The sequence below is a fragment of the Pseudomonas sp. MWU12-3088 genome (assembly GCF_023242405.1).
GTDB classification, from domain to species: domain Bacteria; phylum Pseudomonadota; class Gammaproteobacteria; order Pseudomonadales; family Pseudomonadaceae; genus Aquipseudomonas; species Aquipseudomonas kribbensis.
The window spans coordinates 309,628-323,385 of the sequence record NZ_JALJEA010000004.1; the positions used below are offsets into that span (position 1 = coordinate 309,628).

11 protein-coding genes are annotated in these 13,758 nt (G+C 61.4%); all 11 read left to right on the plus strand.

Annotation, left to right across the window (positions count from 1 at the left end; genetic code table 11):
• Positions 1 to 66: 66 nt before the first annotated feature.
• The 11 genes from M5B98_RS12980 to pseC all read left to right on the plus strand — a co-directional run bounded on the left by M5B98_RS12980 (position 67) and on the right by pseC (position 13,742).
• Entirely contained in the window at positions 67 to 2,052 is a 1,986-nt protein-coding gene (locus tag M5B98_RS12980) for a calcium-binding protein (protein WP_248742907.1), read from the plus strand.
• A 247-nt stretch (positions 2,053 to 2,299) separates the two neighbouring features.
• The gene (gene rfbF / locus M5B98_RS12985) at positions 2,300 to 3,073 is read left to right on the plus strand and encodes a glucose-1-phosphate cytidylyltransferase (RefSeq protein WP_007958332.1); all 774 of its coding nucleotides are present in this window, start codon (positions 2,300 to 2,302) and stop codon (positions 3,071 to 3,073) included.
• Positions 3,055 to 4,137 carry a CDP-glucose 4,6-dehydratase gene (gene rfbG / locus M5B98_RS12990; RefSeq protein ID WP_248742908.1) on the plus strand — a complete coding sequence of 361 codons (1,083 nt, stop codon included), beginning with the start codon at positions 3,055 to 3,057 and terminating at the stop codon, positions 4,135 to 4,137. Before rfbF ends, rfbG begins: the two co-directional genes overlap by 19 nt.
• Complete coding sequence (rfbC, locus tag M5B98_RS12995) at positions 4,134 to 4,694, plus strand: dTDP-4-dehydrorhamnose 3,5-epimerase (RefSeq protein WP_248742909.1); 561 nt, start codon at positions 4,134 to 4,136, stop codon at positions 4,692 to 4,694. The genes rfbG and rfbC overlap by 4 nt, the downstream gene beginning before the upstream one ends.
• Positions 4,691 to 5,917, plus strand: a complete 1,227-nt coding sequence (locus tag M5B98_RS13000) for a class I SAM-dependent methyltransferase (protein ID WP_248742910.1) — start codon at positions 4,691 to 4,693, stop codon at positions 5,915 to 5,917. Before rfbC ends, M5B98_RS13000 begins: the two co-directional genes overlap by 4 nt.
• Entirely contained in the window at positions 5,914 to 6,765 is an 852-nt protein-coding gene (locus M5B98_RS13005; RefSeq protein ID WP_248742911.1) for an NAD-dependent epimerase/dehydratase family protein, read from the plus strand. The genes M5B98_RS13000 and M5B98_RS13005 overlap by 4 nt, the downstream gene beginning before the upstream one ends.
• Positions 6,762 to 7,835 (plus strand): class I SAM-dependent methyltransferase, encoded by a 1,074-nt coding sequence (locus tag M5B98_RS13010; protein WP_085710440.1) that lies wholly within the window; start codon positions 6,762 to 6,764, stop codon positions 7,833 to 7,835. The genes M5B98_RS13005 and M5B98_RS13010 overlap by 4 nt, the downstream gene beginning before the upstream one ends.
• Positions 7,836 to 7,852: 17 nt before the next feature.
• Positions 7,853 to 8,590 carry a cephalosporin hydroxylase family protein gene (locus M5B98_RS13015; protein ID WP_064378606.1) on the plus strand — a complete coding sequence of 246 codons (738 nt, stop codon included), beginning with the start codon at positions 7,853 to 7,855 and terminating at the stop codon, positions 8,588 to 8,590.
• A 55-nt stretch (positions 8,591 to 8,645) separates the two neighbouring features.
• Positions 8,646 to 11,561 (plus strand): TIGR00180 family glycosyltransferase, encoded by a 2,916-nt coding sequence (locus M5B98_RS13020; protein ID WP_248742912.1) that lies wholly within the window; start codon positions 8,646 to 8,648, stop codon positions 11,559 to 11,561.
• Between the two features lie 25 nt (positions 11,562 to 11,586).
• Positions 11,587 to 12,588 carry a UDP-N-acetylglucosamine 4,6-dehydratase (inverting) gene (gene pseB, locus M5B98_RS13025; RefSeq protein ID WP_248742913.1) on the plus strand — a complete coding sequence of 334 codons (1,002 nt, stop codon included), beginning with the start codon at positions 11,587 to 11,589 and terminating at the stop codon, positions 12,586 to 12,588.
• Positions 12,585 to 13,742 (plus strand): UDP-4-amino-4,6-dideoxy-N-acetyl-beta-L-altrosamine transaminase, encoded by a 1,158-nt coding sequence (gene pseC / locus M5B98_RS13030; protein WP_248742914.1) that lies wholly within the window; start codon positions 12,585 to 12,587, stop codon positions 13,740 to 13,742. Before pseB ends, pseC begins: the two co-directional genes overlap by 4 nt.
• Positions 13,743 to 13,758: the final 16 nt, after the last annotated feature.

A 13,758-nucleotide genomic window follows, 5' to 3' on the forward strand; every position in this document is an offset into this window, starting at 1 on the left:
CTGGCGTGATCGGCTTGTGCCCGGGAGGCAGGATCCGGATTCAACAACAACGCAAGGAAGACGCAAATGTCAGTAGTGAATGGAACGAGTGATGCGGATGTCCTGTCGGGCACCGACGGCAATGACGAACTCTATGGAATGGAGTCCGATGATGTGCTGCTGGCAAGCGCCGGCAATGATCTGCTGAATGGCGGGGAAGGGTTTGATACGGCGACCTATTACGCCTTGTCCTCGGGCGTGAGCGTGGAGTTCAACAGTGCTTCGACGACTGTCACTGCCGCTGACGGCAAGGTCGATACGCTGATCGGCGTGGAGAAAGTCTTCGGCACCTTTCAAAATGACACCTTCACCAGCAACATCGGCGGTGTGACGCTGGAGGGCAGCATGGGTGACGATGTTTACATTGTCGGTGCCGAAGGCGTGACTATCATCGAAGAGAATTACGGTGGTTACGACGAGCTGCGTACTCACCTCAACACCATGAGGATGGATCCGTTCATCGAGAAACTGACGTTTACCGGAACCGGCGATTTCAAAGGCTACGGCAATGCCAGCGACAACGAAATCATCGGTGGCGCCGGCAACGACTGGCTGTGGGGTGGCGCCGGCGCTGATCACTTCGTGGGTGGCGAAGGCTTCGATACCGTCAGCTATTCCGACAGCCTCGAGGGTGTGAGAGTCCAGGACTTCGAGAACTATGGCGCACTGACCATCGCCGCTGGCGACACCTTCACCGGCATCGAGGCGATTCAGGGATCGAATTTCGATGACGTGGTGTATCTGCTCGATAACGCCATGATCGTGGATGGCGCCGATGGCTACGACACCGTGAACTACCGTCACTCCTGGGATGGTGTCAGCATCGGCATTGGTCAGCATGCAGGTCCGGGTGTCACGTTGCTGAACGTTGAGAATGTCATCGGTACGTTGTTCGCTGATCACTTCACCGCCAACGTCGGCGGCCTGACCCTGGCAGGTGGAGCGGGCGATGATGTTTACACGATCAACAGCGAGGGTGTGACCATCGTCGAGGATAGTTTTTTTGGCGGCATCGATCAGCTGAACACCAGCGTGTCGTCGATGCACTTGCCAGCGTTCGTCGAGAACATGACCTACACCGGCACGGCGGACTTCACCGGATACGGAAACGACCTGGAAAACACCATCATCTCCGGTGCCGGCAATGACATCCTGTCAGGTGGCGCGGGTGCTGATCGCTTTGAGGGCGGGGCCGGTATCGACATCGTCAGTTATGACGAGAGCACTGAAGGGTTGTACGCTGCTTTGAACTGGAGCATGCAGACCGGCATTGCCCTCGGAGACATCTTTATCGATATCGAAGGTCTGCGCGGCAGTCGGTTTGATGATCACCTGTATGGTGACTCGGGGGACAACATCCTCGAGGGCGGTGCTGGCTTCGACTTCATTTTTGGTGGGGAGGGTAACGACCTCATTTATGGCGGTCTGGCGTCCGGTCTCGATGAGCAGGGCTACAATTCCGATTTGTTGTCAGGGGGCGCCGGTGACGACGTCATCATCAGCGACTCCTATGACACGAACACTATCGCCGAAGGCGACGCGGGTAATGACACCATTCTGGTGTTTGGCGGGGACGCTCGCGGTGGGGAGGGTAACGATGTCCTGACAGGTGCAGGGCGCAACTACCTGCTGACCGGCGATGAGGGTAATGATCTGCTGATCCTCAATCTTGCCGGTCAGTCGCATTCCGGCGGCACTGCCTATGGCGGTCAGGGTGATGACACCTACGTGGTGAACACTACCGGGCTGGTGACGATCCAGGATGAGGGCTGGGATCTCAACGACACCCTGATCCTGAACACTGTTGCCAATCTCAGTCAGCTGAACGTCACTCGCATCGGTGACGACGCCTATCTGCATGGCGCCAACGACGGCAGCGTCGGTGTTCCTGCCAGCGGCGTGAAGCTGCAGGGTTGGTACGCCGGTTACAACAACATCGAGCACCTGCAGACGGCCGACGGCCAGGTCTACGACCTGCCGGCGACTGTCGACGGGTTTGCCATGTTCGGCTGATCCCTTCGATCCGTTGAAACGAGCCTGAGAAAGGGATGAGTCCGGCAACGGATTCATCCCTTTTTTCATGCCTGCATTTCCTCGCCGACACAGGGCTGGCGGAGCTGGCGCGTTTCCTGCAAGTCCCCCTCAAATCGCCATAAAACGAGCGCTCGCGGTCATTCACCTGCGCCCGGACTGGCAAAGGTTCAGCCGCAAAGGCCTGCAACAGCGAGGCCGAGCCCTGTGACGTAGAAGAGGGGAGACGATGAAGGCAGTTATTTTGGCGGGTGGCCTCGGCACGCGCATCAGTGAAGAGTCGCACCTCAAGCCCAAGCCGATGATCGAGATCGGCGGCAAGCCAATTCTCTGGCACATCATGAAGCAGTATTCCGCCCACGGAATCCACGACTTCGTGATCTGCCTCGGCTACAAGGGCTACGCGATCAAGGACTTCTTCGCCAACTACTTCCTGCACACCTCAGACGTCACTTTCGACATGCGCAACAACCGCATGGACGTGCACCAGAACTACAGCGAGCCGTGGAGCGTCACCCTGATCGACACCGGCGAGGAAACCATGACCGGTGGCCGTCTGCTGCGTGCCGGGCGCTACCTCAAGGATGAAGAGGCGTTCTGCTTCACCTACGGCGACGGCGTCTCCGACATCAACATTGCGCAGCTGGTGGACTACCACAAAGGTCACGGCCGTCTGGCGACCGTCACTGCCGTGCAGCCACCGGGCCGCTACGGTGCCCTCGAGCGGCATGGCGATCAGGTCCTCGGCTTCACCGAAAAACCGCGCGGCGACGGCGGCTGGATCAACGGCGGTTTCTTCGTGCTGTCGCCAAAAGTGCTGTCCTACATCGCCGGTGATGAAACCACCTGGGAGGCGGAGCCGTTGGCTCGACTGGCTCAGGACGAACAACTGAAAGCCTTCGAACACGAAGGTTTCTGGCATCCGATGGACACCCTGCGTGACAAGAACCATCTCGAAGCGCTGTGGCAGAGCGGGGAGGCCCCATGGAAGCAATGGGCCTGAGTCCTGAGTTCTGGCGCGGCAAGCGGGTTCTGGTCACCGGACACACGGGTTTCAAGGGCAGCTGGCTGACCCTGTGGCTGCAAAGCCTCGGCGCGCAAGTCAGCGGTTTCTCCCTCGATCCTTCGACGGAACCGAGCCTGTTCGAACTGGCGCGGGTGCATGAAGGCATCGACGATCAGCGCGGCGACCTGCGTGACCTCGGCGCCTTGCTCGAGATCATTGCCGACACCGAGCCGGAGATCGTCCTGCACATGGCAGCCCAGCCGCTGGTGCGTGAAGGCTATCGCGATCCGCTCGGTACCTACTCCAGCAACGTCATGGGCACCCTGAATCTGCTCGAAGCGATTCGTCAGGTCGGTTGCGTGCGCGCCTGTGTGCTGGTGACCACCGACAAGGTCTACGCCAACAAGGAATGGCTGTGGCCGTACCGCGAGGATGAAGCCCTCGGTGGCCACGACCCTTACAGCAGCAGCAAGGCGTGCTGCGAATTGCTGGCGCAGTCTTACGCGGCATCGTTCTTCCCGGCCGACAAGTACGCCGAACACGGTCTGGCCCTGGCCACCGCGCGTGCGGGCAATGTGCTGGGCGGCGGTGACTTCGCCCCTGAGCGGCTGATTCCCGATGTACTGAAAGCCTGGTCCGCCGACGAGCCGGTGACCCTGCGCTACCCGCAAGCCGTGCGCCCATGGCAGCACGCACTGGAGCCGCTGGCCGGCTACCTGCAACTGGCCGCCGGGCTTTACGAAGAAGGTCCGGAATACGCCGGGGCGTGGAACTTCGGCCCGGGCGAAGCGGACATGTGCAGCGTCGGCGAAGTGGTCGAACTGCTCGCCAACCGCTGGCCTCAGGCCCGCGGTCTGCGCATCGAACCGAGCGAGCTGCACGAAGCCGGCCTGCTGCGCCTGGACAGCAGCCGCGCCCGTCAGGTGCTGGGCTGGCAACCACGCTGGTCGTTGCAGCAATGCCTGACTCAGACCCTCGACTGGCACCTGGCGTGGCAGAACGGCGACGACATGCGCACCGTGACCCTCGGCCAACTGAACCTCTACCGGGGCGCGCTGTGAGCGAGTTTTCCTTGAAACAGTTACCGCTGGCCGGGCTGTTCAGCGTCCAGCACAAACGCTTCGAAGATCAGCGCGGGCACTTCGCCCGGTTGTTTTGCGAGGGCAGCCTGAAAACGTTCGGCAGCGAATTTCACATCCGCCAGATCAACCATTCCTGCACCCGCGAGAAGGGCAGTGTGCGCGGCCTGCATTACCAGAACGCCAACGCCCCGGAAGCCAAACTGATCACCTGCCTGCGCGGTGAAGTGTGGGACGTGGCGGTGGACCTGCGCCCGGATTCCGAAACCTTCCTGCACTGGCACGCCGAGCACCTGAAGGCCGGCGACGGTCGCAGCCTGCTGATTCCGGCCGGTTTCGCCCACGGTTTCCAGACCCTCACCGACGATGCCGAGCTGCTTTACCTGCACAGCGCCGATTACGCGCCGGAGCACGAGGGCGGGCTGTCGGTGAACGATCCCCGGCTGGCGATTGCCTGGCCGTTGCCTGTCAATAATTTGTCAGCGCGTGATTCCAGCCATCCCGCGCTCGATCAACACTTTGCTGGAGTGCGTCTATGAACTGCCGTGGGTGCGCCGCACCGCTGAGCCTGCCGCTGATCGACCTCGGCACCTCGCCACCGTCCAACGCCTACGTGCATGCCGATCGCCTGGAGCAGGCGGAGCAATGGGTGCCGCTGAAGGTTGCCGTGTGCCAGCAATGCTGGCTGGTGCAGACCGAGGATTACACCTCCGCCGACAGCCTGTTCGACGCCGAGTACGCCTATTTCAGTTCGTTTTCCAGCACCTGGCTGGCCCATGCCGATCGTTACGTTGCGGAGATGGTCGAGCGCTTTGGCCTGACGGCTGACAGCCGCGTTGTTGAGGTCGCTGCCAATGACGGCTACCTGCTGCAATTCGTCGCCGGTCGCGGCATCCCGTGCCTGGGCGTCGAGCCGACCCGCAGCACCGCACAGGCAGCGCGGGAAAAAGGCCTGGAAATCCGTGAACTGTTCTTCGGTCGCGATACCGCCGCCCAGTTGAAAAACGAAGGCTGGGCCGCCGACCTGATGGCCGCCAACAACGTGCTGGCCCACGTGCCGGACATCAATGATTTCCTCGGCGGTTTTGCCGCGCTGCTCAAACCGACCGGCGTTGCCACCTTCGAATTCCCGCAACTGCTGACGCTGATGGCGGGTGCGCAATTCGACACGCTGTATCACGAACACTATTCCTATCTGTCCCTGACCGCCGTGCAGACGTTGTGCGAGCGCAACGGTCTGGAAGTGTTCGACGTCAGCCAGTTGACCACCCACGGCGGCTCGCTGCGGGTGTTCGTGCAGCGCAAGGATGGCGAACGCCGCGCCGTGCAGCCGACGGTGCAACAGCAGTTGCAGGCCGAACTCGACGCCGGGGTGAAAACCCCCGAGTACTACGCCACGCTGGCGCCTGCCGCCGAACGCATCAAGCATGGCCTGCTGCGCTTCCTGTTGCAGGCCAAGGCCGACGGCAAGCGTGTGGTCGGTTACGGCGCCGCCGCCAAGGGCAACACCTTGCTCAACTACGCCGGAGTCAAGTCGGACCTGCTGGCCTGGGTTGCCGACGCCAACCCGCACAAGCAGGGCAAGTTCCTGCCGGGCAGCCGCATTCCGATCGTGGCGCCGGCGCAGATCGATATCGAGAAACCGGACTACGTTCTGGTGTTGCCATGGAACCTGCTGCACGAAGTCAGTCAGCAACTGGCCCAGGTGCGCCAGTGGGACGGCCGCTTCGTGATTGCCGTACCTGAGTTGAGCGTGCTGTGAAGGTTCTGGTTACCGGAGCCACCGGCTTCGTCGGTCGCCATCTGGTCGCGGCATTGCTGAACCGTGGCTGCACGGTGCGGGCGGTTGCGCGTGATGCACAGAAAGCTGCGGGCATGCCGTGGATCAATGACGTCGAGTTCGTCAGCGCGGATATTCACGCCGCCGACCTGAACATCGGCGCGCTGACCGAAGGCGTGGATGCACTCGTACACCTGGCCTGGCCGGGGTTGCCGAACTATCGGGCGCTGTTCCATTTCGAGCACAACCTGATGGCCGACTACCGTTTCATCAAAGGCGTGGTAGAGGCGGGCATCAAGCAGGTGCTGGTAACCGGCACCTGCTTCGAATACGGCATGCAGAGTGGCCCGCTGAGCGAACAGAACGACGCGCAGCCGGCCAATCCCTACGGTCTGGCCAAGCACACGCTGCATCTGTTTTTGCAAAATCTGCAGCAGGAACATCCGTTCACTTTGCAATGGGCGCGTCTGTTCTATCTGCACGGCGCCGGGCAAAACCCCAACAGTCTGCTGGCGGCGCTGGACCGGGCAATCGATGCCGGCGATGCGACGTTCAACATGTCGGCCGGTGAGCAGCTGCGCGATTTTCTGGCGATTGAAACCGCTGCCGGCCATCTCGCCGCGATCCTGCACCAACGGGATTTCGACGGCACGATCAATTGCGCCAGCGGCCAGCCGGTGTCGGTGCGGGCGCTGGTCGAGCAGCGAGTGCGTGAACGCGATGCGACCATCGGCCTGAACCTCGGCCACTACCCGTATCCGACCCACGAACCCCTGGCGTTCTGGGCGGTGACCGAGCGTCTGCAACAGTTATTGGGAGAGCTGCAATGAGGCACGAGTTGTATCGGGTCACCGACCTGCCGGTGCTGCAGAACCGCACCTTTGCCGATCCCGAATCGGCGAAGGCATCGGCCAGCGCCGACATGCTGCTGGTGCAGGATGAGCGCAGCGGTCTGATCTTCAATGCGGCGTTCGACGCCGACAAACTCAGCTACGACGCCGACTACCAGAACGAACAGGCGCATTCCGGCCAGTTCCAGAAGCACCTGAGCGATGTCGAAGGCATCATTGCCCGGCACTTCAAGGGCCAGGAACTGATCGAAGTCGGCTGCGGCAAAGGCTATTTCCTCGAGCTGCTCAAAGGTCTGGGCTACCGCATCACCGGCATCGATCCGGCCTACGAAGGCGAGAATGCCGACGTGATCAAGGCGCCGTTCACCCGTGGTCTGGGCCTGGAAGCGGACGCCATCGTGCTGCGTCATGTGCTGGAACACATCCAGGATCCGCTGGGTTTTCTGGCGGTGATCGCCGAGGCCAATCAGGGTGGCGGGCAGATCTATATCGAAGTGCCGTGCTTCGACTGGATCCTCGAACACCGAGCCTGGTTCGACCTGTTCTACGAGCACGTCAATTACTTCCGCCTCGATGACCTGCGCCGGATGTTCGGCACCGTGCACGAGGCCGGCCACCTGTTCGGCGGCCAGTATCTGTACATCGTCGCCGACCTTGCGACGTTGCGCCTGACCCCGGAACAGCCGGTACCGCGCCTGGCGTTGCCGGACGACTTCACCGCCAGCCTCGAGCGCGCGGTACAGATCATCCAGAGCGCACCCGAACAGGGTTCGGCGATCTGGGGCGCGTCGTCCAAAGGCGTGATCTATTCGCTGTTCCTGCAACGGGCCGGTGTGGCGGTGGATCGGGTGGTCGATATCAATCCGGCCAAGCAGGGGCGTTACCTGCCCTTGAGCGGCGCCCGGGTGTCCTCGCCGCAAGAGGCGATGGATGCGTTGCCCGAAGGCGCCAACCTGTTTGTGATGAATTCCAATTACCTCGAAGAGATCAAGCGGATGACCGGTGGACGTTACGTCTATCACGCCGTCGACAGCGCTTCGTTCCAGTGACCCTTGAGATTTTGAAAATGACCGACAACAGCATCAACAAAGCTTTCGAAGCCGAATGCCGCGAGCAGATCGCCCAGCAGGGTGACGACCAGAAGCTCACCGGTCTGGCCCGTGACTTCTTCAACGAATCGGCCAAGCACAAGTACAGCTACCACTTCTCGTGGATGGGCCGTCCGATCATCCAGCTGCCGCAAGACATGATGGCGATGCAGGAAATCATCTGGCAGGTGAAGCCTGACCTGGTCATCGAGTGCGGCATCGCCCACGGCGGTTCGATCATCTACTACGCATCCCTGCTGGAACTGCAAGGTCACGGCGAAGTGCTGGGCATCGACCTCGACATCCGCGCCCACAACCGTGAAGCCATCGAAAGCCACCCGATGAGCAAGCGCATCAAGATGATCGAAGGTTCGAGCATCGACCCGGCCATCGCCGCTCAGGTGCGTGCTGCCGCCGAAGGCAAGAAGGTCATTCTGGTACTCGACTCCAACCACACCCACGACCACGTGCTCGAAGAGCTGCGCCTCTACGCGCCACTGGTTTCGGTCGACAGCTACTGCGTGGTGATGGACACCGTGGTTGAAGACATGCCGGCCGATTTCTTCCCGGATCGTCCATGGGGCCCGGGCGACAACCCGAAGACCGCCGTGTGGAAATACCTGGAAGAGAACAAGGATTTCGAAATCGACGTTCAGCTGCAGAACAAGCTGCTGATCACCGTGGCGCCGGACGGCTACCTGCGTCGCGTTCGTTAATTCGCAACATCACCAAAGCGTTATCTCGGCGTGTCGCCGGTTGTGGAGAGAAGTTATGCAAGGCAAGTACGGTTCTGAACTGACGCTACCGCTCAACGAACTGTTGACCGTAGTGCTGATTACGCACAATCGGCCGGCGTTTCTGCGCCGGGCGGTGAAGTATTACAGCAGCCTGCCCTGCAAGATCATGGTGCTGGACTCCACGGCCGAACGCCCTGAAGGCGACTTCTCCGCGGTTGATTACCACCACGTGCCGCAATTCGCCTATTGGGGCATGCAGGCCAAACTGGCCTACGGCGTCGAGCGATTGACCACGCCGTACATGGTGCTGGCGGCCGACGACGACTTCATCCTGCACGACTCGCTGGCCGAGTCGGTGGGCTTCCTGCAGGCGAACCCCGACTACGGCATGTGCCACGGCTACTGCATGATGTACCTGACGCTGGCCGGTGGTGTGAGCTACTACCGCCGCGACAAGAAAGTGCAGGAAGACTATGCGTCCGAGCGGGCTCAGGATCGCGTCCTCGACTACATGAGCCAGTACATCCCGCCGTTCTACGCGGTGACCCGTACCGACCTGATGAAGACCTGGCATTCGGCGCTGCCGCCGGGCACCAATTTCCAGTGGCAGGAAATCGGCCATGTGTACTTCCTGCTGGCCAGTGCCAAGGCGCGGATCCTGCCGATTCCATACGTGGTGCGCGAGATCAACTACGGCAACTCCGAGCACAGCACGGAGGTCTACCACTCGCTGACCTACATCGACCCCAAGTCGGTGGCCGAGCGTGAGGCGTTCGCCGAGTTCCTGGCGGGACTGCCGACCGGGATCAAGGACTTGAACCCGGAGCAGGGCAAGGCGTTCGCCCTGCAAAGTTTCGAAGCGATGGTCGACAGCCTGGCAAGCGGTCGGGCCCTGACGGCGGAGCTGATCATTCAGTCCACCTGGAACCAGGCACTCAAACATCCGGATCGCCGTTTCGGTCCGTTGCAGTACGTCGAAATGCCGTTCTACAACCAGGCCTTTTTCGATCGTCTGGCGCAGTTCGAATTCATGCTGCACGCCATGCCGGCCGGGCGCATTCAACTCGAAGGCCTCGAAGGCGTATGGACGCGTCAGGCTCACCTGATCGAGTCGCGCAACAACGACACTCCGGAAAGCGTGCTTGACCGTTTGTGGCAGGCCCACGATCTCAATGCGTTCAACCGCACGGTGGCCAAACGTCTGGCCGCGCAACTGGAGCTGTCCGGCGAGGCCGAGGAAGCGCAGAAGATGCGCGACTGGATCGCACGCCTGGAATCGCTGACCGTCGCCGATCACCATCCGGTGTTCGACAAGATGCAATCCGGCCGTCTGCTCAAGTGGCTGGACTCGCGTCAGCCGGATGCGGCACAGCGCGAGTCGATTGCCGAACACCTGGCGGTCAATGGCGGTGGCCCGCAATTCGGTATTTTCCTGCTGGATCTGGACAACGACATCGACAAACTGCAGGTCAGTCTCGACAGCCTGCTCGAAGGTCAGTGCAAGGCGTTCAGGATTGTCGTGTTCACCACCGGCGAAGCGCCGGCGGCCACCACGGCGCAGAACACCCTGCACTTCGTGCGCGTCACGCCGGGCAATCTGGTCGACAAGCTCAACCAGAGCGCCCGTCAGTCGCCTTGCGACTGGGTGCTCCTGGCCGAGGCGGGTGACGAGTTCACTGCCAGCGGTCTGCTGCGCGCCAGCCTGGAACTGATGAACGCCGGTGGCTGCAGTGCCGTTTCCACGGATGAAATCCAGCGCAAGGAAAACGGTGCGCTGGTGGACGTGTTCCGCCCCGGCTTCAACCTGGATCTGCTGCTGAGCCTGCCGGGCATGATGGCTCGTCACTGGCTGATCCGTCGTGAGACGCTGGTCAACGTCGGTGGTTATTCCGCGGACTTCAGCAAGGCTCTGGAGTTTGATCTGCTGTTGCGCGTCATTGAGTACGGTGGCCTGAACAGTCTGGCGCACCTCGACGAACCGCTGTTGATCACCGAGGCGCCAGAGCTGGAAGAGAATCCGGATGAGCGCCTGGCTTTGCTGCGCCATCTGGGCAGTCGCGGCTACAAGGCCAAGATCACTTCGTCCGTACCCGGCATCTACCAGATCGACTACCACCACAGTGATCGCCCTCTGGTGTCGGTCATCGTTCCGGCGGGCAGTGATCTGCCGGCCCTGCAACGTTGTCTGGAAGGCGTGCAATTGCGTACGCGCTATCACCGCTATGAAATACTGGTGGTCACTTCGGGCGCCGAGTCCGCCGAGGTCAATGACTGGCTGGGGACTTATCAACATCCGAAGGTCAGTGTGTTGCGCGCCGAACGCTCCCACAGCATGCCGGCGCTGTTCAACGCTGCCAGCCAGCAGGCACAGGGCGAGTTCCTGGTGTTGCTGGCCGCTGACGCAGAAGTCGTCAACCCGAACTGGCTCGATTCGCTGCTCAACCATGCGCTGCGACCTGAAGTCGGCGTAGTCGGTCCGAAACTGGTGGATCGCGACGGCAAGATCAGTCAGGCCGGTCTGATCCTCGGCATGAACGGCGGTGTCGGCTCGGCATTCATTGGCGAGAAACACGACGCCGAGGGCTACCTGTATCGCTTGTCCGTGGATCAGAACTACTCGGCTGTGTCGAGCGTGTGCCTGATGGTACGCAAAGAGCTGTTCGACGCACTGGGCGGTCTGGACCACGGTACGTTCGCCGACGGCGGCAGCGATGTCGATCTGTGCCTCAAGGCTGGCCAGGCCGGTTACCTCACGGTGTGGACGCCGTCGGTGCAGGTCATTCATCAGGGCGACATTGCCCAGGCAACCCAGGCATTGCTTGCCCTCCGGGAAAAGTGGGCAGGAGCTTTCGCCCAGGATCAGGCGTACAACGGGAACCTGAGCCTGAGCGGCAAAGGCTTCGCGCTCAACGATGGCGCTTTGCTGGATTGGGCACAGTTGATCGCCTAGGTCGACAGGGAACGGGACTCAAGACATGTTCAACGGTAAATCGATTTTCATCTCCGGTGGCACCGGCTCGTTCGGGCGCAAGTTCATTGCGCGCCTGCTCGAGCAGTACCAGCCCAAGCGCGTGGTGGTGTTCTCCCGGGATGAACTCAAGCAATACGAAATGCAGCAGACGTTCAACGCGCCGTGCATGCGTTACTTCCTTGGTGACGTGCGCGACGCCGAGCGTCTGCGCCAGGCCATGCGCGGCATCGATTACGTGGTGCATGCCGCGGCGTTGAAGCAGGTGCCGGCGGCGGAGTACAACCCGACCGAATGCATCCGTACCAACGTCAATGGCGCGGAGAACATCATCGCCGCCGCTATCGATAACGGCGTGAAGAAAGTCGTCGCGCTGTCCACCGACAAGGCGGCGAGCCCGATCAACCTGTACGGCGCCACCAAGTTGCTGTCGGACAAGTTGTTCGTCGCGGCCAACAACATCGCCGGTGAGCAACAGACACGTTTTGCCGTGGTGCGCTACGGCAACGTGGCGGGTTCGCGCGGGTCCGTGGTGCCGTTCTTCAGCAAACTGATTGCCGATGGCGCGACCGAGCTGCCGATCACCGACGAGCGCATGACCCGTTTCTGGATCACCCTCGATCACGGCGTGCAATTCGTCCTCGACAGTTTTGCGCGGATGCACGGCGGTGAAGTGTTCGTGCCGAAGATCCCGTCAATCCGTGTGGTCGATCTGGCTCGCGGCATGGCCGAGCATCTGCCGCACAAGAACGTCGGCATCCGTCCCGGCGAGAAACTGCACGAACTGATGGTGCCGCTGGACGATGCGCGGATGACCCTGGAGTTCGAAGATCACTATACGATCCAGCCTTCGATCCGCTTCACCAGCGTCGATGTCGATTTTGCCGTCGACAAACTCGGCGAGCACGGGCGGCCGGTGAGCGAAGATTTCGAATACCGCTCCGACACCAACCCGCACTTTCTCTCGGTGGGGCAGATCGCCGACCTGCATGCGAAGCTGTCGGTATGATTCCCTACGGTCGACAAAGCCTCGACCAGACGGACATCGACGCAGTCGTCGAGGTGTTGCAGTCGGACTGGCTGACTCAGGGGCCGACCATCGAGCGCTTCGAACAGGCAATGGCCGAGCGTTGCCAGGCTGATTTCGCGGTCGCGGTGTGCAACGCCACGGCGGCGCTGCACATTGCCTGCCTGGCCGCAGGACTGGGAGCGGGCGACCGCTTGTGGACCACGCCGAACACCTTTCTCGCGTCGGCCAACTGCGGCCGTTACTGCGGCGCCGACGTTGACTTCGTGGACATCGATCCGCTGACCTGGAACCTCGATGCCGAAGTTCTGGCCAGCAAACTCGACGCTGCCGAACGCGACGGCACCTTGCCCAAAGTGCTGGTGGCGGTGGCGTTCTCCGGGCAGAGCTGCGACATGCGGCGAATCGCCGAACTGGCCGAATGTTACAACTTCACGGTGATCGAAGACGCCTCTCACGCAGTTGGCGCCAGCTACGCCGGGCGTCCGGTGGGTTGTGGCGAATTTGCGGCGATGACGGTGTTCAGCTTCCACCCGGTGAAGATCATCACCAGCGGCGAAGGCGGCATGGTGCTGACCAATCGCCCGGAGCTGGCGGAGCGCCTGCAACGCCTGCGCAGCCACGGCATGACCCGCGATCCGCAGCAGATGACCGAGCCCAGCCACGGGCCGTGGTATTACCAGCAGGTCGAGCTGGGTTTCAATTATCGGATCACCGATCTGCAAGCCGCGCTGGGCCTGTCACAGTTGAGCAAACTGGACGACTTTATCGCCCGTCGCCGGGAACTGGCCGCACGTTACGACCGTTTGCTGGCGTATTTGCCAGTTACTGTGCCGAGTGCTCAGCAGGACGCCGAATCAGCATGGCACTTGTACGTAGTGCGCTTGCAGACTGAGCGCATCAACCTCAGCCACCGTCAGGTATTCGAAGGCTTGCGTGCTGCCGGGGTCGGCGTGAACCTGCACTACATTCCGGTGCATCTGCAGCCGTACTATCGTGAACTGGGTTTCGCCGAGGGAGATTTTCCCGAAGCCGAGCGTTATTACGCCGAAGCGATCAGCCTGCCGCTGTTTCCGTTGCTGAGCGATCAGCAACAGGATTACGTGGTCGAGCAATTGCGTCGGTTGACTGAATGAGTACCGCTGCGGCGGT

Excerpts from the sequence above, each read along its gene's own strand:
- M5B98_RS13020 (WP_248742912.1), top strand. The coding sequence starts at position 8,646 with ATGCAAGGCAAGTACGGTTCTGAACTGACGCTACCGCTCAACGAACTG.
- M5B98_RS13015 (WP_064378606.1), top strand. The coding sequence starts at position 7,853 with ATGACCGACAACAGCATCAACAAAGCTTTCGAAGCCGAATGCCGCGAG.
- pseB (WP_248742913.1), top strand. The coding sequence starts at position 11,587 with ATGTTCAACGGTAAATCGATTTTCATCTCCGGTGGCACCGGCTCGTTC.
- rfbG (WP_248742908.1), top strand. The coding sequence starts at position 3,055 with ATGGAAGCAATGGGCCTGAGTCCTGAGTTCTGGCGCGGCAAGCGGGTT.
- M5B98_RS13010 (WP_085710440.1), top strand. The coding sequence starts at position 6,762 with ATGAGGCACGAGTTGTATCGGGTCACCGACCTGCCGGTGCTGCAGAAC.
- M5B98_RS12980 (WP_248742907.1), top strand. The coding sequence starts at position 67 with ATGTCAGTAGTGAATGGAACGAGTGATGCGGATGTCCTGTCGGGCACC.
- rfbF (WP_007958332.1), top strand. The coding sequence starts at position 2,300 with ATGAAGGCAGTTATTTTGGCGGGTGGCCTCGGCACGCGCATCAGTGAA.
- pseC (WP_248742914.1), top strand. The coding sequence starts at position 12,585 with ATGATTCCCTACGGTCGACAAAGCCTCGACCAGACGGACATCGACGCA.
- M5B98_RS13000 (WP_248742910.1), top strand. The coding sequence starts at position 4,691 with ATGAACTGCCGTGGGTGCGCCGCACCGCTGAGCCTGCCGCTGATCGAC.